This window comes from Arthrobacter sp. 10N43, assembly GCF_056394525.1.
This window is the reverse complement of record NZ_JBFTIA010000005.1, coordinates 203,768-223,590: the sequence shown is the minus strand read 5'-3', so window position 1 is coordinate 223,590 and position 19,823 is coordinate 203,768. Positions and strand designations below refer to the sequence as shown.

17 protein-coding genes are annotated in these 19,823 nt (G+C 68.5%); 14 read left to right on the top strand and 3 right to left on the bottom strand.

What is annotated here, in order from left to right:
- Positions 1–126 precede the first annotated feature (126 nt).
- The 9 genes from AC1DDO_RS12730 (at position 127) to AC1DDO_RS12690 (ending at position 10,048) form a co-directional block, all read left to right on the top strand.
- Entirely contained in the window at positions 127–1,065 is a 939-nt protein-coding gene (locus tag AC1DDO_RS12730; protein ID WP_476971946.1) for a biotin--[acetyl-CoA-carboxylase] ligase, read from the top strand.
- On the top strand, positions 1,058–1,657 hold the full coding sequence (locus tag AC1DDO_RS12725) for a PH domain-containing protein (protein ID WP_476971945.1): 600 nt from the start codon (positions 1,058–1,060) through the stop codon (positions 1,655–1,657). Before AC1DDO_RS12730 ends, AC1DDO_RS12725 begins: the two co-directional genes overlap by 8 nt.
- Positions 1,647–2,987 (top strand): adenylate/guanylate cyclase domain-containing protein, encoded by a 1,341-nt coding sequence (locus AC1DDO_RS12720; protein WP_476971944.1) that lies wholly within the window; start codon positions 1,647–1,649, stop codon positions 2,985–2,987. The genes AC1DDO_RS12725 and AC1DDO_RS12720 overlap by 11 nt, the downstream gene beginning before the upstream one ends.
- A gap of 134 nt (positions 2,988–3,121) precedes the next feature.
- The gene (locus tag AC1DDO_RS12715) at positions 3,122–3,907 is read left to right on the top strand and encodes a PP2C family protein-serine/threonine phosphatase (RefSeq protein WP_476971943.1); all 786 of its coding nucleotides are present in this window, start codon (positions 3,122–3,124) and stop codon (positions 3,905–3,907) included.
- Positions 3,894–6,251 (top strand): NAD-dependent DNA ligase LigA, encoded by a 2,358-nt coding sequence (gene ligA / locus AC1DDO_RS12710; protein ID WP_476971942.1) that lies wholly within the window; start codon positions 3,894–3,896, stop codon positions 6,249–6,251. Before AC1DDO_RS12715 ends, ligA begins: the two co-directional genes overlap by 14 nt.
- A complete protein-coding gene (locus tag AC1DDO_RS12705) occupies positions 6,248–7,090 on the top strand; it encodes an inositol monophosphatase family protein (protein WP_476971941.1) in 843 nt (280 codons plus the stop codon). The genes ligA and AC1DDO_RS12705 overlap by 4 nt, the downstream gene beginning before the upstream one ends.
- A 121-nt stretch (positions 7,091–7,211) precedes the next feature.
- Positions 7,212–7,715 carry a GNAT family N-acetyltransferase gene (locus AC1DDO_RS12700; RefSeq protein ID WP_441409315.1) on the top strand — a complete coding sequence of 168 codons (504 nt, stop codon included), beginning with the start codon at positions 7,212–7,214 and terminating at the stop codon, positions 7,713–7,715.
- 161 nt (positions 7,716–7,876) lie between these two features.
- The gene (locus AC1DDO_RS12695; RefSeq protein ID WP_441409316.1) at positions 7,877–8,260 is read left to right on the top strand and encodes a RidA family protein; all 384 of its coding nucleotides are present in this window, start codon (positions 7,877–7,879) and stop codon (positions 8,258–8,260) included.
- A 72-nt stretch (positions 8,261–8,332) separates the two neighbouring features.
- Positions 8,333–10,048 (top strand): SulP family inorganic anion transporter, encoded by a 1,716-nt coding sequence (locus AC1DDO_RS12690; protein WP_476971940.1) that lies wholly within the window; start codon positions 8,333–8,335, stop codon positions 10,046–10,048.
- A gap of 18 nt (positions 10,049–10,066) precedes the next feature.
- Here AC1DDO_RS12690 and AC1DDO_RS12685 read toward each other — a convergent pair whose 3' ends face one another.
- Positions 10,067–10,738 (bottom strand): response regulator, encoded by a 672-nt coding sequence (locus AC1DDO_RS12685; protein WP_476869264.1) that lies wholly within the window; start codon positions 10,736–10,738, stop codon positions 10,067–10,069.
- Positions 10,731–12,509: a sensor histidine kinase gene (locus AC1DDO_RS12680; protein ID WP_476971939.1), complete on the bottom strand. Its 1,779-nt coding sequence runs from the start codon at positions 12,507–12,509 to the stop codon at positions 10,731–10,733. Before AC1DDO_RS12680 ends, AC1DDO_RS12685 begins: the two co-directional genes overlap by 8 nt.
- Positions 12,510–12,679: 170 nt before the next feature.
- Between AC1DDO_RS12680 and AC1DDO_RS12675 the strand changes: the two genes are divergently transcribed.
- The 4 genes from AC1DDO_RS12675 to gatB all read left to right on the top strand — a co-directional run bounded on the left by AC1DDO_RS12675 (position 12,680) and on the right by gatB (position 17,668).
- On the top strand, positions 12,680–14,158 hold the full coding sequence (locus tag AC1DDO_RS12675; RefSeq protein WP_476971938.1) for a CitMHS family transporter: 1,479 nt from the start codon (positions 12,680–12,682) through the stop codon (positions 14,156–14,158).
- A gap of 138 nt (positions 14,159–14,296) precedes the next feature.
- A complete protein-coding gene (gene gatC, locus AC1DDO_RS12670; RefSeq protein WP_091249523.1) occupies positions 14,297–14,593 on the top strand; it encodes an Asp-tRNA(Asn)/Glu-tRNA(Gln) amidotransferase subunit GatC in 297 nt (98 codons plus the stop codon).
- Positions 14,594–14,597: 4 nt separating this feature from the next.
- Positions 14,598–16,163 (top strand): Asp-tRNA(Asn)/Glu-tRNA(Gln) amidotransferase subunit GatA, encoded by a 1,566-nt coding sequence (gene gatA, locus AC1DDO_RS12665; protein WP_476971937.1) that lies wholly within the window; start codon positions 14,598–14,600, stop codon positions 16,161–16,163.
- Positions 16,163–17,668: an Asp-tRNA(Asn)/Glu-tRNA(Gln) amidotransferase subunit GatB gene (gene gatB, locus AC1DDO_RS12660; RefSeq protein WP_476869260.1), complete on the top strand. Its 1,506-nt coding sequence runs from the start codon at positions 16,163–16,165 to the stop codon at positions 17,666–17,668. Before gatA ends, gatB begins: the two co-directional genes overlap by 1 nt.
- Before the next feature lie 3 nt (positions 17,669–17,671).
- On the opposite strand, the gene AC1DDO_RS12655 is transcribed toward gatB, so the two are convergent.
- A complete protein-coding gene (locus tag AC1DDO_RS12655) occupies positions 17,672–18,580 on the bottom strand; it encodes a LysR family transcriptional regulator (protein WP_026537693.1) in 909 nt (302 codons plus the stop codon).
- Positions 18,581–18,725: 145 nt separating this feature from the next.
- Here AC1DDO_RS12655 and tdh point away from each other — a divergent pair, with 145 nt between their 5' ends.
- Positions 18,726–19,772: an L-threonine 3-dehydrogenase gene (gene tdh, locus AC1DDO_RS12650; protein ID WP_476869259.1), complete on the top strand. Its 1,047-nt coding sequence runs from the start codon at positions 18,726–18,728 to the stop codon at positions 19,770–19,772.
- Positions 19,773–19,823: the final 51 nt, after the last annotated feature.

The following is a 19,823-nucleotide window of genomic DNA, read 5'->3' as shown; positions in this document are numbered from 1 at the left end:
GCCGAAAAATCCCGGCATGTCCGGCCGACACGCCGGGCATGGCGGCCAAAGGTGGGGAGTTTCCGCGGAGTCATTGACCCGGCAGGTGCGCGAGCCGGGCCGGGCTTTCCTCGGTAGGATTCAAACATGGAAGCCGTGCAGGAAACCCCGGACCGTCCGCCCCTGGACCTCAGCGCACTTAGCGATGAGGCGTTCCTGTCAGCCAACGGAATTCCGCACCTGACGGTGGTCGAATCCACCGGTTCCACGAATGCAGATCTCCTGCGCGGCGTGACCGAGGACCCGGGTGCGTGGCCGGACCTGTCGGTGCTGACCGCTGAATACCAGAGCGCCGCGCGCGGCCGGCTCGACCGCCGGTGGGAAGCCCCGGCCCGCAGTTCCGTCTCCGTCTCGCTCGTGCTCCGCCCGGTCAACGCTGCCGGCCGACCGCTGCCGACCCACAGCTACTCCTGGCTCTCCCTCCTGGCCGCTCTCGCCCTGCGTGAGGCGCTCGCGGAGACGGCAGGGCTTCCGGCGGAACTCAAATGGCCCAACGATGTCCTGGTGCGGGGCCGGAAGATCGCCGGCATCCTGGCCCAGCTCGGCCCGCTCGGCGGCGCCGGCACGCCTCCGGTCATCCTGGGCACCGGCCTGAACGTCACGCTCACCGAACCCGAACTGCCGGTGCCCACCGCCACGTCCGTGCTGCTGGAGAACCCGGACACCGTGGACCGGACGGAACTCCTGAAGAGCTACCTGTCCCGCTTCGCCGCCCTCTACCGGAGTTTCTGCAACGCCGACGGCGACCCGGCCGCCGGCATGGCCGGCGGCCCCTCGCTGCACAAGCGGCTGGAACACTTGCTGACGACCCTCGGCAAGCAGGTCCGGGCCCAGCTCCCCGGCGACCACGAGATCATTGGCCACGCCACGCGCCTGGACGAATATGGTTCGCTCCTGGTGACTGACGCGGCGGGCCACGAACACGTGGTGACCGCAGGCGACGTCGTGCACCTCAGGCCGTGGAACCCGGCCGGGACCGGCGGGCAGGGCGAAGGCCGCAGCGGGGCAGAAAGCGGCTATGCGTAAAGTGCTCGTGCCGGGAGAGCAAGTGATTGTTGTGACCCGGCCCCAGCCCAGGATGCTCATTGTCCCGGCGCTGTTTTTTGTTGTTGTTCCGGCGCTGGCCGCGTACGCCTGTGCCTGGGTGGTCAAGGGCGGCCCTGCGAGGCTGGTGCCCTTCATCCCCAAGGATTGGACGCCGTGGCTGGTGGCTATTTGCCTGGGCCTGGCGGCGTGGGTGCTGCTGGGCTATTGCCTCCCGCGGGTCGTTGCCTGGCACGCCACGCGCTACATCCTGACCAGCCAGCGATTAGTTACCCGCTACGGCATGTTACGGCGGCGCGATGAACAGGTTCCCCTCGCGAGCGTCCGCAATGTGGCCATTGAGCAATCGTTGTTGCAGCGCCTATTGCGCTCCGGGAATATATCCTTGGAGACCGGGTACCCCGATGGAATGGTGGTTCCGGATGTCCCGGAGGCCGCGACATTCCGAAATTTTATGCTCGACGCCATCAGCGAGCTCGCCAAGGGCGGGATGTCCGGGGCCGATGGCATGAACTACAACCCGGACGAAGCCCCGCCGTGGGAGACGAGAGAAGGTGGAAGAGATGAACGCTGAGAACGTCCACCAGGACATCGACCTCGCCGCCCCGGATTTGCCCCGGGAGCCCGAGCACGCTGCCGACCCGGCTGCGGCCGACAGCGACGCCGCGACCACCTTCGACACTGGAACTTCCTTGGATACGGGAACTTCCTTCGACGCCGATGCCGGAGAGCCCATCGAACCCGCCCAACACAATCCTGCCCCTGCCGGACACGAACCGGCCGACGGCGGGCCCGTCGTCGCCGATGAGGACTTCGAACCTGTGCCCGACCCCGAACCTGTAGCCCCGCCCACCGGAACCATGTCCGCCGACCGGCTCGCCGCCAAGGCCCTGGAAGCCCGGCTGCTGGGCGGCGAACGCAAGCTCCGGCGCCGGGAAGTCGCCGCCGGTGCCGGCCTGTCCCTGCTTTCGGCCCGGAAACTTTGGCGTGCCCTGGGCTTTCCCAACCTCGGGGATGAGGATGTCGCCTTCACCGAGCGCGACCAGTCCGCCCTGTCCACCATCGTGGACCTGGTGCGTGACGGCAAGCTCACCGAGGAAGCCGCCATCTCGATCACCCGGGCCATCGGCCAGATGACCGACCGGATGGTCGTGTGGCAGATCGAGGCCCTGGTGGAGGACATGGTCCAGGAGCAGGGCGTGCCGGACGCCGTCGCGCGGAAGCGGCTCGTCAGCGAACTGCCCAACCTGATCGACGCCCTCGAGGAAATGCTCGTCTATTCCTGGCGCCGGCAGCTCAACGCCGGTGTGCAGCGCCTCGCCGTCCGGGCCGAGGCCGGGCTGCAGTCCAGCGAAGAGGGCCGCGAAGGCGACGAGGACGATTCCCCGCTGCCGCTGGCCCGGGCGGTCGGCTTCGCCGACCTCGTGTCCTACACGAGCCTGTCTCGCCGGATGAACGAGAAAACCCTCGCCCAGCTGGTGCAGCGCTTCGAAAACAAGTGCGCCGAAATCATCTCTGTCGGCGGCGGCCGGCTGGTCAAGACCGTCGGCGACGAAGTCCTCTACATCGCCGAAACCCCCGCGGCCGGCGCCGAGATCTCCCTGGCCCTCTCCCGAGCCTTCACCGAGGACGAGATCCTGCCGCAGGCCCGCGTGGCCATGGTCTGGGGCCGCATCCTCTCCCGCCTGGGCGACATCTACGGACCCACAGTCAACCTCGCCGCACGCCTGACCGCCCTCGCGGACCCCGGCACCGTGCTGGTGGATTCGATGACAGCGGCCGCGCTGGAACAGGACGAACGCTTTATCCTGGTGCCCCGCACAGCCGAGGACGTCCGCGGGTTCGGCGAAATCCACCCGGTGCTGCTGCAGCCCGGCGAGGGCCGGGGCCTCATCCTGGACTGAGCCGGATCAGCCGGCTGCAGCGCGTGGCGGGCTTCTCAGTTGTACGGCCGTATGCAATAGTCGGACCGGCAGTTGCGCTCGGCCCGGGTTTGTGACCGCCGTCGACCCACGCGCACACTTTCTTGAGGACCACGATGAACCCAACGCCAGACTCCACCTTCCCGCCGTCGGACGGGCGGGGACCGCGCCTGCGCTGCGGGTACGGCACCGACCGGGGGCTGCGCCGCGAGATGAACGAGGACTCCTTCATCGCCACCGATCCCGTCTTTGCAGTGGCGGACGGCATGGGCGGCCATGAGGCCGGCGAAGTCGCGAGCGGCATTTGCGTGCGCACCCTGGCGGAGTTGCCCCAGGTGAAGTCAGGGGTCCGGAACGCAACGGCCGCCATTCTCCAGGAGTATGTGCTCATGGCCGACGCCGGCATCCGTCACGCCACCGGGTCCCGCGCAGGAACCACCCTGACCGGCGTCGTGGTAGTCGAACAGCCGGACGGCCCACACTGGCTCGTGCTTAACATCGGCGATTCACGCACCTACCGGTACAGCCACGGCAGGCTCACGCAGGTCAGTGTGGACCATTCCGAGGTGCAGGAACTTTTCGACGCCGGGCAGATCACCGAGGCCGAGGCCGCCGTCTATCCGCGCAGGCACGTTGTGACACGCGCCCTGGGTACCGGCGACGACTCCGAAGCCGACTACTGGCTGCTTCCCCTTGAAGAAGGCGACAGGATGCTGGTCTGCTCCGATGGCCTCAACGGAGAGCTGAGCGATGAGCAGATTGGCGGCATCTTGAAGTCTGAGGCGGACCCCCAGGCGGCCGTCGACGAACTGATCCAGGCGGCGTTGCGCAGCGGCGGACGGGACAACATCACAGCGATCGTGGTTGACGCTACGTTTGCAGCCGGAGATGAGCAGTCCTGACAGGACCGCCACTGGACCGGACAAGTGCCGTGATCTAGGGCAGGATAGGTCTGTGAGCACAGGGAACACCGCAGCAGAAGACACACAAACGCCCTCCGGGGACATCCGCGAGGAGTACGAGGACCTCGTCGAACAGGTCCGCAAGCACCGCTTTGCGTACTACCAGGAAGATGCGCCGATCATCTCCGACGCCGAGTTCGACGAGCTCTACCGGCGGCTGGAAACCCTCGAGGCCCTACACCCGGAACTGGTGGCCAACGACTCGCCCACCCAGGAAGTCGGCGGCGAGGTCTCGGCCGCGTTTACCTCCGTCCAGCACCTGCAGCGCATGTACAGCCTGGAGGATGTGTTCTCGCTCGAGGAGCTTGAGGCCTGGATGGTGAAGGCCGAGGCAGGCATCGCCAAACTCGGCAACGGGGGCAATGGCGGCAGCCCGGCCTCGTGGCTCACCGAACTGAAGATCGACGGCCTGGCCGTCAACCTGCTCTACCGCGACGGCGCGCTGGTCCGGGCCGCCACCCGCGGGGACGGCACCACCGGCGAGGACATCACCCACAACGTCCTGACCATCAAGGAAATCCCGCAGCAGCTCAGCGGCACCGGCTTCCCGGCCGAGATGGAAGTCCGCGGCGAAGTCTTCATACCGTCCCAGGCCTTCGCGGAATTCAATGAAGCCCTGATCGCGGCCGGCAAGGCGCCGCTGGCCAACCCGCGCAATGCCGCCGCAGGATCACTGCGGCAGAAGGACCCAGCGGAAACCGCCAAGCGGCCGCTGCGGATGTACGTCCACGGCATCGGCGCCCGCGAGGGACTCGAAACCGCCAGCCAGTCCGAGACCTACCGCAAGCTCGCCGAGTGGGGACTGCCCACCAGCCCGTACTTCGAGGTCCTGCCCGGGCTGGCGGACGTGCTGGCCTTCATCAAACGTTACGGGGACAAGCGGCACAGCCTCACCCACGAGATCGACGGCATCGTGATCAAGGTGGACCACTTCGCCACACAGCGGGCCCTGGGCTACACCACCCGGGTGCCGCGCTGGGCCGTGGCCTACAAGTACCCGCCGGAAGAGGTCCACACCAAGCTGCTGGACATCGCCGTCAACGTCGGCCGCACCGGCCGCGTCACCCCGTACGGTGTGATGGAACCGGTCAAGGTCGCCGGCTCCACCGTGGAAATGGCCACCCTGCACAACCAGGAAGTGGTCATTGCCAAAGGCGTGAAAATCGGCGACATCGTGGTGCTGCGCAAAGCCGGCGACGTCATTCCGGAAATCGTCGGCCCGGTCCTGGCGCTCCGGGACGCCCAGGACCCGCCCGTCCGCGACTTCATCATGCCCACCGAGTGCCCCTCCTGCGGCACACCCCTGGCGCCCGGGAAGGAAGGGGACGTGGACATCCGCTGCCCCAACTCCCGGTCCTGCCCGGCGCAGCTGCGCGAACGCGTCTTCCACCTCGCCGGCCGCGGCGCCTTCGACATCGAGGCCCTCGGCTGGGAAGCCGCCATCGCCCTGACCCAGCCCGCCGAGCCCTCGGACCCGCCGCTGACCACGGAGGCGACACTGTTCGACCTCACCCCGGAGCAGCTGGCCGACGTCCGCGTCCGCCGCGAGAAGCGCTCCAAGGGCGTGGCCACCGGCGAAGTGGAGCTGGTGCCCTACTTCTTCACCAAGGCCACCACCAAGACCCCGTCCAAGCCCACCGCCACCACGGACAAGCTCTTCCGCGAACTGGAGAAAGCCAAGGCCCAGCCGCTGTGGCGGATCCTGGTGGCCTTGTCCATCCGGCACGTCGGCCCGCGGGCCTCCCGCGCGCTCGCCACCGCGTTCGGCAGCATGGACGCCATTCGGAGTGCCTCCGAAGAGGAGCTCGCCCACGTCGACGGCGTCGGCCCAGTCATCGCCCAAGCGCTGACGGAATGGTTCGCCGAGGACTGGCACCGCGAGATCGTGGACCGCTGGGCGGCCGCCGGCGTCCGGATGGCGGATGAACGCGACGAATCCACGCCACGGACCCTGGAAGGGCTGACCATCGTGGTGACCGGAAGCCTTGAGGGCTTCAGCCGCGACGAGGCCAAGGAAGCCATCCTGATCCGCGGCGGCAAGGCGGCCGGTTCGGTCTCGAAGAACACCAGCTACGTGGTGGCGGGCGAGAACGCCGGCACCAAACTGGACAAGGCCGAGCAGCTCGGCGTCCCGGTCCTGGATGAGGACGGTTTCCGGGCGCTGCTGGCGGACGGGCCGGCCGGCGCGGACAGCCCCGCGGATACCGGCGCGGGCAGCGTGGCTGATGTGGACGACGACGGCGGCGAGTCCCTCGGGGTCGAAGCTGCGGCAGCGGCCGAATGAGCTCACATCCCGCTGGCACCTCCGCTGCGGACCCCGGCACCGCGGAGTTGCTGGAGCTGGCCAAGGCGGCTGCGGCGGCGGGGGCCGCGGTCCTGGCCACCCGGGAGACCGCCGCCCTGGACGTCAGCAACAAGGGTGACTCCGGTGACTGGGTGACGGCCTTTGACCTTGCCGCCGAGGCCGCCGTCCGCGACGTCATCACCGCAGCCCGGCCGCGGGACATCATCACGGGGGAGGAGGGCGGCACCGTCCTGCCTGCCGAGCCCAGCGGATATCGCTGGTCCATCGACCCGCTCGACGGCACCACCAATTTCATCCGCAACATCGTTTACTACGCCACCTCCGTGGCTGTGGCGGACGCCGACGGCGTCTGGCTGGCCGGCGTGGTCAGCGCACCGGCGCTGGGACGCACCTACTACGCGTCCCGCGGCGCGGGGGCCTGGCTCCAGGAGCAGGGCCGGCTGACCGCCCTGTTGGGCCCGGTCCCCGGCCGGACCGGCCAGATCCTGGCCACGGGCTTCAGCTACGACCCCGACGTGCGGGCGGAACAGGCCACCGCCCTGGGCAGCCTGATGGACGGCTTCGCCGACATGCGCCGGCTCGGGTCGGCGGCGCTGGACCTGTGCCTCGTCGCGGACGGCACCCACGATGCCTATGGCGAGCGCGGGCTCAACGAACACGACTTCGCCGCCGGGGCCCTGGTCGCCGAGGAGGCAGGCTGCTGGGTGCGGCGGCCCCGGCTCACCAGCCCCCTGGCCGGCGGACCTTCCGACGACGAGCGCCTGGCCGCCTGGACGTGCGCCGGATCGCTGGAACTCTCCGGCAAGTTCCCGCTCTAAGCGGCGCAGTGCCCGGGGGCGGTGCCTGAGCGAGGTAGTCGCTGAGCGCTGTAGTGATAGTTCAGTCACGGAAACGGTGGTTCCGGGGGTGATCGGCCTCGGACGCCCGTACCATTGACAGGTGCCTTCGCAGATCCTCATTCGCCCCGCCGTTCCGGCCGACTTCGACGCCATAGCGCGCATCACCCGGGACGCCTACCTGGCGGCGGGCTACTTCGAGAGCGCGGACCACCCGTACATGCGCCAGATCCAGAACGTCGGGCAGCGCGCAGCTGACGCGACGGTGTGGGTCGCGGAGCGCGACGGCCGGATCCTCGGCTCGGTCACGCTGGCGGTCGCGGGCGAGCCGTACGCGGACATCGCCCTCAGCGACGAACTGGAGTTCCGCATGCTCGTGGTGGACCCGGCGGTCCAGCGCAGCGGCGCCGGCAAGACCATGGTCGAGGCCATCATCGAGCACGCCAGGTCGCTGCCGGGCATTGGCGCCGTGGCCCTCACCACGGGCCAGAGCTGGGAAAGCGCCCACGGCCTCTACCGGAAAACCGGCTTCCTCCGGGCACCGGACCGCGACTGGCTGGTCCCCGGCACGGACATCAAGCTGCTCGTCTACCGCCAGGAGCTGTAGGCCCCGGCAGCGGCGCCAATCTGCCAGCCTGCCCGCCCACCCCGTGCCCCCCCGCGCGTCCCACCCCGCCCCGCGCGACACAATGCCGCCGGGTTTGGCGGCCCGAGTGCCTTGCGACCTACAGTTGTGCCGATCCTTGCGGTAACTGCGAAAGGCACACCATGCGCAAAACCTTCGGCACCGGCTCCACCTGGGAACAGACACTCGGCTATTCCCGGGCTGTCCAGGTGGACAACACCCTGTACATTTCCGCGACGGCCGCCAGCGGCGACGACGGAATTGTCGGCGACGACTTTTATACCCAGACCAGCTACATCCTGCAGAAGCTCGGCGCCGTCCTGGCCGACGCCGGCTTCGGCTTCGAAGACGTGGTGCAGTCCAAGCTGTACCTGACGGACATCAGCAAGTGGGAAGAGGCCGGCCGCGCCCACGGTGAGGTTTTCGGGGACATCCGCCCGACTCTCTCCCTGGTTCACGTGCTGCCGTTCCTGGACCCCAAGATGCTCGTCGAGATCGAACTCGTCGCCCAGAAGAGCGCCAGCTAGAAACCGGTTGCTTGTGCCGGGCGCCGGCGCCGGACTCTGGTGGAACCTCCGGACTTGGAGTAAGACTGGCCCATGAAGAGGGCGCAGGGGAGAGGTCCGGCCGGGGTCCCGATCATTGGCCAGTTCCGCTCGTATGACCGCACGTGGCTGCGCGGCGACCTGATCGCCGGAGTCACGGTGGCGGCCCTGATCGTTCCGAAGAACCTGGGGTACGCCGGAATCGCCGGCGTACCGCTGCAGAACGGCCTGTATGCCGCGGCCGCCGGCGCCATCGTGTATGCGATCTTCGGCACGTGCCGGCAGATCTCCATGGGGCCGAGCTCCGGCCTGGCGGCGGTGGCCGCGAGTGCCGTGCTCGCGGCAGGCATCACCAACGAGCAGGATGTTGCCTCGTTCGTTGCGGGAATCACCCTTGCCTCCGGGATCCTGTTCCTGCTTCTGGCCGTCCTGAAGATGGGCTGGATTGCGCAGTTCCTCTCCAGGGCCGTGGTCACCGGGTTCCTCTTCGGCGCGGCGATCGACGTCGTGATCGGTGAGCTTCCCAAGCTCACCGGCACCGAGGTCACCGGCTCGAACCCGATCCAGGAACTGTGGTCCTGGCTGGGGACCCTGGGCGAGGCGCAGCAAACGACCGTGGTGGTTGGCGTGATCGCGCTGGTAGTCGTCTTCGGTCTGAAGGCCATCGCGCCCAGGGTTCCCGGTGCCCTGGTCCTGGTGGTGGGCGGACTGCTGGCCGCGGCGCTGTTCGATCTCGGGGCCAAGGGCGTGGCCCTCGTAGGCGACGTCCCCAGCGGGCTGCCTTCGCTGCAGGTCCCGAACGGCCAGCTGATGTGGGACCACGTGGGAACAGTGGCTGTCGCGGCCGTGGCGCTGGTCCTGATCGGCTTTTCCCAGACCGCCGGGGATGCCCGGGCGTTCGCCGCCAAACACCGCTACCAGATCGACATCAACCAGGAATCCATTGCCCAGTCGCTGGCCAACATCACCGCGGGACTCTTCAACGGGATGCCCGTCTCCACCAGCCTGTCCGCGAGCTCGCTGAACGACCACTCCGGAGCGAAGACCGGGCTTGCCTCCCTCACCTCGGGGGTCACCGTGCTGCTCACGCTGCTCTTCCTGGCGCCCCTGTTCTCGATCCTGCCCAAACCGGTACTCGCGGCGCTGATCATCGAGGCCGTGGTCATGGGCATGATGAACCTGCCGGAAATGCGCCGGCTTGCCCGGGTGCAGAAGTTCGACTTCTGGATTGCGGTCGCGGCGATCATCGGCACCCTCATCTTCGGCGTGCTCGCCGGCGTCGTCATCGGGATCGGACTTTCGCTCATCTGGCTCGTCCGGGTGGCCACCCACCCCGAGATGCCCTCCCTCGGCCGGGAGCCCGGCACCCAGGTCTTCCGCGAAGCCGCTGATCATCCCGGCGACGAGACCGTTCCCGGCATAGCCGTCATCCGGTTCGACGGCGGCCTGTTCTTCGCCACCGCCGACGCCCTCGAGGACCGCCTGCGCGAGGTCATCCAGTCCACGCCCGGACTCACCGGGATTGTGCTCGACTGCGGCGGAATCAACTTCGTCGACTCCCAAGGGGCAGCGAAGATGGCGGACATCGTGAACCTGGCCCGGGAGTCGGACGTCAACCTGCGCCTGACCCGGCTGAAGCCGGCCGTCCGGGCGGTGCTGGAGCGCGACGGCGTGATCGAGCGCCTCGGGGCGGAGATGATCCACGGCAACATCTTCCGGGCCGTCCAGGCAGAGCAGGCGGACGCGCAGAAGGAACCTGACGCCAGTTAGTTGCTTGTGCTGTGCGGGCTAGTGGCCGGTTGCGGCGGGGATCCCGTAGCGGTGCTCGGGCCGGCCCGTGGTGCCGTACCGCAGCTGGATGTCGACGGCGCCGTCGTCCGCCAGCGCGGACAGATACCGTTGGGCGGTGGCCCGGGACACGCCGACCCGGGCGGCGACGTCGGCGGCGGAATACTGCTCGCCGGGAACCAGGGACTCGAGCACCGCGGCCTCGGTGGCCGAACGGGGCCGGGCCGAGGCGACCACATCGCCCGGGATCAGGGCGCGCTTGGCCCGTTCCACCGTCTCCTGGCTGACGGAACCCGGCTGGCCCAGGATCCGCCGGTAGCGTGCGTAGGAGCGCAGCTGCTGCGAGAGGGATTCGGACGTGAAGGGCTTGAGCAGGTAGCCCAGTGCCCCGCGGCGGAATGCGAGCCGCAGCGAGGCCGTGTCCGAGGCCGCGCTGAGGATCACGGTGTCCACGTCCAGTTGGTGCAGCAGGTCCAGGCCCGAAGCGTCCGGGAGGTAGACGTCCAGCAGCACCAGGTCCGGGCGCAGGCTGTGAATGGCCTGCAGGGCCTGGGAGGCCGAGCCGGCCGGCGGCAGCGCCAGGAAGCCGGCCACCGAATCCACATAGGCGGCGTGCAGCTTGGCGACGTGGAAGTCATCGTCGACAATGAGCACCCTGAAATCCTCAGACATCGTTGTCCTCTCCGTTTGGCTGTATGGCTCCCGGCTGGGAGGTCCCCGGCAACGTCGCTCCCGGCAGTGTGGTTCCCGGCAGTGTGGTTCCCGGCAGCGTGGCGACGAACACGGCGCCCGGGCCGCCGGGGGAGCCCGGGTCCAGGATCCGCACGTCCCCGCCACGGCGGCGTGCCAGCTGCCGGGACAACGCCAGCCCCAGGCCCTGCCCGGCCCCGGCCCGCGCCGGGTGTTCCGAGGTCGTGAAGCCCTCCGAGAAGACCGCCTCCGCCCCCTCCGCCCCGGGGGCAGTGATTCCCTCGCCCAGGCCGTCGCCGGAATCCGCGACGACGATGTGCAGGGTGCCGGGGCCGCCGCCGTTTCCCGGTTCGTCGAGCACTTCCACTTCCACCCAGCGCTCGGCCGCCGAGCCCGCGACGGCGGCGTTCACCGCGTTGTCGATCAGGTTCCCCAGAACGGTGGTGACATCCTGGGGTTCGGTGACGTGGCCGCGGACCACGGACTCCGGGCCGAGGCGAAGGCTCACGCCGCGCTCGTCCGCCTCGACGCCCTTGGCGCCAAGGAAAGCCTGCAGATAGGGGTCCTGGAGCAGCTCGGCCTGGTCCACCGGGAACGCCAGCGGCCCGGTGCCCGCCAGTTTGGCGAGGTAGTCCTGGGCCTGCTGCGGCTGGCCGATGCTCATGAAGCCGGCAATCGTGTGCAGCTGGTTGGCGAACTCGTGGCGCTGCGCCCGCAGGGCAGCGGACATGGTGCCGACGGCGTCGAGCTGGCGGGTCAGCTGCTGCAGCTCGGTCCGGTCCCGCAGCATCACCACCCAGCCCAGGTCCTCGCGGCCATGCAGGGCCTTGCGGGCGCTCGCCACCAGGACCCGGCCGCCGGCGACGAGCTCCACGGCATCGCCCTCGGCCGCGTCGGCCCGGGTCAGGACCTTGAGCTGCGCCGGGACCGGAGCCGCGGCCCAGGCGGTGCCCGCGAGGTCGGGAACGCCGAGCAGCCGCTGGGCGGCGGCGTTGAAGACACTGACCCGGTCGTCGGCCGCGACGCCGATCACGCCGTCGTCGACCCCTTGCAACACGGCCACCTGGTCGTGGACGAGCGTGCTGATCTCCTCGGGCTCCAGCCCGAGGGTGAGCCGCTGGAGCCGCCGCCGCAACAGGAAGGATGCCAGCACGCCGGCCAGGAGCGCCCCGGCGGCCGTGACGGCGATGGGGAGGATGTCCCGGGCCAGGCTCTGGCTGATCGTTTCGGTGGAGTAGCCCACGCTCACCTCGCCCACCACCGCCGTGGAGCCCGGGGCGAACACCGGGACCTTGGCCCCGGCGGACGGACCCAGCGTGCCCGTGTTGCGCGTGGTGACCTCCTTGCCGGCGAGGGCCTCGGAGGGGTCGGTGCTGACCTTTTCGCCCAGCCGTTCCGCGTCCGGGTGCGCCAGCCGGATGCCGGTCTCGTCCGTGATGACCACGAACAGTGCCCCGGTGCGGGTGCGGGCGCCCTCGGCGGCAGCCATCAACGGGCCGGCCAGCAGCTCTGCCGCCGGGGGAGCGGCGGGCAGGGCGCTGATGGACTGGACGTCTGCCCGTATCGAGGGGTCCGAGGCCACCGTCCGGGCCAGAGTCAGCGCCTGGTTCTCCGCTTCGCGGCCCAGACGGTCGTAGGTCAGCCAGGCGTGGACGGCGCTGCTCAGCAGGACCACGAGCGCCACGACGCCGAGCTGCAGCAGCAGTGTCTGGGTGGAAAAGCGCAGGGCCGGCAGAGGTGTGCGGCGCTTCATCGGGCTCCTGCCTGGTGGTCGATAGGGACGTGAGCAAAATGCGCAAAATGCGTCCAATAAGCAGTATGCCAATCAATTGAGCCAAAGGCCCAGCCGTGACGGGCGCCACTCTAACGTCTGTAGTGCGCATCACACCGGAGTGGTGTCATTCAAAGAAGAAGGAGCCGGCCGTGCTGGTATTACTAGGATTCGCCATGATCGCGGTATTCATGGTGCTGATCATGACGAAGAAGTTGACGCCCGTATTGGCGCTCATCATCGTCCCCACAATCTTCGGGCTTTTCGCCGGCGCGGGCCTCGGCATCGGGCCCATGGTCATGGATTCCATGAAGTCCATGACCTCCACGGCAGCGCTGCTGATGTTCGCGATCATCTACTTCGGCCTGATGATCGACGTCGGACTCTTTGACCCCCTGGTCCGGTTCATCCTGCGCAAGCTCGGCAACGACCCCGCCAAGGTGGTCCTCGGCACGGCCATCCTCGCCGCAGCAGTGTCCCTCGACGGCGACGGCTCCACCACCTTCATCCTCACCACCGCGGCGATGCTGCCGGTCTACCTGCGGCTCAAGATGAGCCCCGTGGTCCTGACCTGCGTGGCCGGCCTGGCCAACGGCACCATGAACATCCTGCCGTGGGGCGGTCCCACCGCCCGCGCCGCCACCGCACTGAAGCTCGATGTCAACGATGTCTTCGTTCCCATGATCCCGTCCCTGATCGCCGGCCTTGTTGTGGTGCTGGTCTTCTCCTGGCTGCTCGGCCTGCAGGAGCGCAACCGGCTCCGCGCCGTTGCACCGGAAATCTGGGGCGTGCCGGACTCGGCTGAAGGGTTCGACGGCGGCACCGGCGGCCGCTCGACCGGCGGTTCCGGAACCGGCCGCGGCCGCAAGGGCTCCGGCCCCGCAGGAAACTCGCCGGCAGGGCTCTCCCCGGAGGGATCCTCCGTTGCAGTCCTGGAACGCACCGACGTCCTCGTCGATGACCGGGACTCCGCCATGGCCGACACCGCCCTGGACCCCAACCGCAAGACCCTGCGCCCCAAGCTGTTCTGGTTCAACCTCGGCCTGACGGTCGCGGTCATGGTGACGCTGGTAGCCAACATCATTCCGCTGCCGTTCGTCTTCATGGTCGGCGCCGCCATCGCCCTGCTGGTCAACTTCCCCAACGTCAAGGACCAGGGCGCCCAGCTGATCGCCCACGCACCCTCGATTGTCGCCGTCGTCAGCATGGTCATGGCCGCCGCGGTCCTCACCGGCGTTCTCAACGGCACGGGCATGGTCAAGGCAATGTCGGAATGGCTGGTCCAGATCATCCCGTCCGACATGGGCCCGCTGATGGCCGTCATCACCGGCGTCCTGAGCATCCCGATGACGTTCTTCATGAGCAACGACGCCTTCTACTTCGGCGTCCTGCCGGTCCTGAGCGAGACGGCGGCCCACTACGGCGTCAGCGCCGCCGACATGGCCCGGGCCTCCATCACCGGCCAGCCTTTCCACCTGCAGAGCCCCCTGGTCCCGGCCATCCTGCTCCTGGTCTCCCTGGCCAAGGTGGACCTGGGCGACCACCACAAGAAGGTCCTCTGGCGCACGGCCGTCATCTCCCTGGTCATGCTGGGAGTAGGAGTCCTCACCGGAGCCATCGGCATCGGCTAAGCCCCCCACGAGATGACAGTTCGCGGCAGTGTTTGCACAAAACATTGCCGCGAACTGTCATCTCGGCGTCCGACGGTAACCGCAGTTCAATCCACGTAGACTGGGACGGAAAATAATCCGAACTTGCAGGGGAGATCCATGGCTGCGATCAACCGCGACGACGTCGCGCATCTCGCGCAACTCGCGCACATCGAGATGAGTGCCGAAGAGCTCGACAGGATGGCCGGCGAACTCGCCGTCATCGTCGAATCAGTGAAGTCCGTCAGTGAAGCTGCCGGTGACGACGTCCCGGCCACGTCTCACCCGATTCCGCTGACCAACGTGTTCCGCGAGGACGTCGTGGGCCACACATTTACGGCCGAGCAATCCCTCTCCGGTGCCCCCGACGCGTACGAAGGCCGTTTCAAGGTCCCGGCAATCCTGGATGAGGACTAAGACCATGACTGAGAACAACGAACTGATCCGCCTCTCCGCCGCCGCGCTCGCCGAGAAGCTGGCCGCCCGCGAGATCACCGCCGTCGAGGTCACCCAGGCGTACCTGGACCGCATCGCCGCCGTCGACGGCAAGGTCCACGCCTTCCTGCACGTCAACACGGAGGAGGCGCTCGCCGTCGCCGCCGAAGTGGACGCGATCCGCGCCGCGGGCGGCGCCGCCGCCGACGAGCTCCACGTCCTCGCGGGCGTGCCGATCGCCGTCAAGGACCTCATTGTCACCATCGGCCAGCCCACCACGGCCGGCTCGAAGATCCTCGAAGGCTGGAACAGCCCCTACGACGCCACTGTGGTCGAGCGCCTGCGCGCGGCCAAGATGCCGATCCTGGGCAAGACCAACCTGGACGAGTTCGCGATGGGCTCGTCCACCGAGCACTCCGCCTATGGCCCCACCCATAACCCGTGGGACCTGGAGCGCATCCCCGGCGGTTCCGGCGGTGGCTCCGCTGCCGCCGTCGCGGCCTTCGAAGCCCCGCTGGCCCTGGGCACGGACACGGGCGGGTCCATCCGCCAGCCCGGCGCCGTCACCGGCACGGTCGGCGTCAAGCCCACCTACGGCGGGGTCTCCCGCTACGGCGCGATCGCCATGGCCTCCTCGCTGGACCAGATCGGCCCGGTCTCCCGCACCGTGCTGGACTCGGCCCTGCTGCACCAGGTGATCGGCGGGCACGATCCGCGCGACTCCACCTCGCTCCCGGACCCGCTGGAGGACCTCGTCGCCGCGGCCCGGACCGGCAATGTCGAGGGCATGAAGATCGGCATCATCAAAGAGCTCCACGGCGAGGGCTACCAGGCCGGCGTCGAGAACCGCTTCAACGAATCCCTCGAGCTGCTCAAGGGCGCGGGCGCCGAGATCGTCGAGGTCTCCTGCGCCAACTTCAAGTACGCCCTGGGCGCCTACTACCTGATCATGCCCTCGGAGGCCTCCTCCAACCTGGCCAAGTTCGACGGCGTCCGGTACGGCCTGCGGGTCCTGCCCGAAGAGGGGCCGCTGACGATCGAACGCGTCATGGGCGCCACCCGTGCCGCTGGCTTCGGTGATGAGGTCAAGCGCCGCATCATCCTGGGCACGTACGCCCTGAGCGCCGGCTACTACGACGCCTACTACGGCTCGGCCCAGAAGGTGCGCACCCTGATCCAGCGCGACTTCGAGGCCGCGTTCGCCAAGGCCGACGTGCTGATCTCCCCGACGGCCCCCACCACGGCCTTCAAGCTCGGCGAGAAGCTCAACGACCCGCTGGCGATGTACCTCAACGACGTCGCCACCATCCCCGCCAACATGGCAGGCGTGCCGGGGCTCTCGCTGCCCGGCGGCCTGGCCGATGAGGACGGACTGCCGGTCGGCATCCAGTTGCTGGCCCCGGCCCGCCAGGACGCCCGGCTGTACCGCGTCGGCGCGGTCCTGGAATCCCTGCTCGAGGCGCAGTGGGGCGGCCCGCTGCTGGACAAGGCACCATCACTGACAGCAACTTCCCTTAATGATGCCGTCGCGAGCCACGGAGGTTCACACTAATGACTGACGCAACCCTCAGCTTCGAAGAGGCGATGGAGAAGTACGATCCCGTCCTGGGTTTCGAGGTTCACGTGGAGCTCAACACCAAGACCAAGATGTTCTCCTCCGCGCCGAACGTCTTCGGCGACGAGCCGAACACCAACGTCAACGAGGTGGACCTCGGCATGCCCGGCGTTCTCCCTGTGGTGAACAAGACCGCGATCGAGTCCTCGATCAAGATCGGCCTGGCGCTGAACTGCAAGATCGCCGAGAAGTGCCGCTTCGCCCGGAAGAACTACTTCTACCCGGACACCCCGAAGAACTTCCAGACCTCCCAGTACGACGAGCCCATCGCGTACGACGGGTACCTTGACGTCGAGCTCTCCGACGGCACCGTGTTCCGCGTCGAGATCGAACGCGCGCACATGGAGGAGGACGCCGGCAAGCTGACCCACATGGGCGGCGCCACCGGCCGCATCCAGGGTGCGGACTACTCCCTGGTGGACTACAACCGCTCCGGCGTGCCGCTGGTCGAGATCGTCACCAAGCCGATCGAGGGCGCCGGCAGCCGTTCCCCCGAGCTGGCCAAGGCCTACGTCGCCGCCGTGCGCGAGATCGTGAAGAACCTCGGCGTCTCGGACGCGAAGATGGAACGCGGCAACGTCCGCTGCGACGCCAACGTCTCGCTGCGCCCGCACGGCCGCGAACGCTTCGGCATCCGCTCGGAGACCAAGAACGTCAACTCGCTGCGCGCCGTCGAACACGCCGTCCGCTACGAGATCCAGCGGCACGCCGCCGTCCTGGACTCCGGCGAGCCGGTCACCCAGGAAACCCGGCACTGGCACGAGGACACGCGGACCACGACGTCGGGCCGGGCCAAGTCCGACGCCGACGACTACCGCTACTTCCCGGAACCGGACCTGGTCCCGATCACCGCTTCCCGCGAATGGGTCGAGGAACTCCGCGCCACGCTGCCCGAGCCGCCGGCCGCCCGCCGCAAGCGCCTGCAGGCCGACTGGGGCTACTCCGACCTGGAATTCCGCGACGTCGTCAACGCCGGCGTCATGGACGAGATCGAGGAAACCATCGCCGCCGGCGCCACCGCCACCGTGGCCCGCAAATGGTGGATGGGCGAGATCGTCGGACGCGCCAAGAACGCCGACGTCGACCCCGGCCAGCTCGGCGTCGCACCGGCCACGATCGTGGAACTGAACAAGATGGTCGAAGAGGGCAAGATCAACAACAAGATGGCCTCCGAGGTCCTGGACGGCGTGCTCGCCGGCGAGGGCACCCCGGCGGAAATCGTCGAGCAGCGCGGCCTCGCCGTGGTCTCCGACGACGGCCCCCTCCTGGAAGCCATCGACGCGGCCCTCGCCGCGCAGCCCGACGTCGCGGACAAGATCCGCGGCGGCAAGCTCCAGGCGATCGGCGCGATCGTCGGCGGCGTCATGAAGGCCACCCGCGGGCAGGCCGACGCCGGCCGCGTCCGTGAACTGATCCTGCAGCGCCTCGGCGTCGAAGGCTAGGTCCTAGCCACCCACTAAATCGGTCATGATGGTCTGAAGCGCTTCGCAGACCATCATGACCGATGTGCGTTTAAGGTTCTCGGGCCTGGCCAGGAGGTCAATCCGGCGCCGGGTGCTGATGCCCTCCAGCGGCCGCAGCACGATGTCCGGATTCAGCACGGGCCGCGCGGTGTGCCGCGGCAGCAGGCCGATCACGCCGCCGGCCGCCACGAGCGCCGCCACGGTCGAATAGTCGTTGATCCGGTGCACAATGTTCAGCTCGCGGCTGGAAACGGCCGCGACGGCGGAGAGCACGTCCGCGGGGGAGTAGCCTGCCCGGCTGGTCACCCACGGTTCGCCCACGACGTCGTCGGCCGTCACTGCACGCTGACCGGCCAGCCGGTGCCCGGCGGGCAGGGCCACATCCAGGGGCTCGTGCGCCAGCGGGATCACCGCGACGCGTTCCTCGGGCCAGCGCGGGCTGTGGTCCATCCGGTGCGCCAGCACCAGGTCATAGCGTGCCGTCAGGGCCGGGAAATCCTGCTGGGCCACGTCCTCGTCCGAGAGCAGGATCCGCGGCTGGCCGGGGCCGTCCAGGAACCGCGCCAGCGGCGCGAAGAGCGCCTGCCCGGCGCTGTGGAAGCCGCTGAGCGTCACCGGAGCGACCGGAGAGCCGTGGTACGCGCCGATCGCCATCTTCGCATCCGCCATGGCGCTCACGACGGCGGCCCCGGCGTCCGCCAGGACCTGTCCCGCCTCCGTCAGCACCAGGTTCCGGCCCTCCTTGCGGGTCAGCGGCACCTCCACGGTCTTCTGCAGCGCGGCCAGTTGCTGGGACACGGCCGACGGGGTCACGAGGAGGGTTTCGGCGACGGCCTTGACGCTTCCCAGGGCTCCGAGTTCGCGCAGCATTTCCAGCTGGTGGATTTCCATGCCAGCCATTCTATGCAACAGCAATTGCTAATTCGTCGATTGAGAAAAATTCGGTTGTGCTAATGCTTTTGGATGGGTCTAATGGGGTGAGTTGTCCCACACGACCGCATCCTTTCCGGTGCGTTCCACACAGTTAGGCAGACCCATGAAGGCTCTCTACAAGGCCGGCGCCCACGCAGGCTTCGAACTCGTCGACCGTCCCGAGCCGGAGACCGGCCCCGGCGGCGTCAAGATCCGCGTCATGACCACCGGCATCTGCGGCACAGACCTGCACATCCAGGCCTGGGACGCCTGGGCGCAGGGCATCATCAACGCCCCCCTGATCGCCGGCCACGAGTTCTACGGCGAGGTCGTGGAAATCGGCGAGGACGTCCTGGACGTCAAGGTGGGCGACCGCGTCTCCGGCGAAGGCCACATCGTCTGCGGGATCTGCCGCAACTGCCGCGCCGGCCGCAGGCAGATGTGCATCAACACCGTCAGCGTCGGCGTCCAGCGCGACGGCGCCTTCGCCGAGTACGTTGTCATCCCCGAGACCAACGTCTGGGTCCACCAGGACCCGTCCGTCACCCCGGAACTGGGCGCCATCTTCGACCCGTTCGGCAACGCCGTCCACACCGCCCTGAGCTTCCCGCTGGTCGGCGAGGACGTCCTGATCACCGGCGCCGGCCCCATCGGCCTGATGGCGATCGCCGTCGCCCGCCACGCCGGCGCCCGCAAGATCGCCATCACCGATGTCTCCGCCCCCCGCCTCGAACTGGCCCGGCAGCTCGGCGTCGACCTCGCGATCGACGTCTCGAAGATGCGGGTCAAGGACGCCCAGCGTGAACTGGGCATGCGCGAAGGCTTCGACATCGGCATGGAAATGTCGGGACACCCCACCGCGCTGCCTGAGATGATCGACAACATGAACCACGGCGGCCGGATCGCGATGCTGGGACTGCCCAGCCAGTCCATCGACATCAACTGGGGCAAGGTGGTCACGCACATGCTGACCATGAAGGGCATCTACGGCCGCGAAATGTTCGAGACCTGGTACGCGATGAGCGCCATGCTCGCCTCCAACCCGGTCCTGCACGCGAACATCTCGGCCGTCGTCACAGACACACTGCCGGCCACCGACTGGGAAAAGGGCTTCGAAGTGGCCCGCGCCGGCGTCGGCGGCAAGGTGGTCCTCGACTGGACCGTCTTCTAGGCCAGCCCCTTTTCAGAACCCCTTCCCGACCCGCCCGCATTTTGCCCCCGC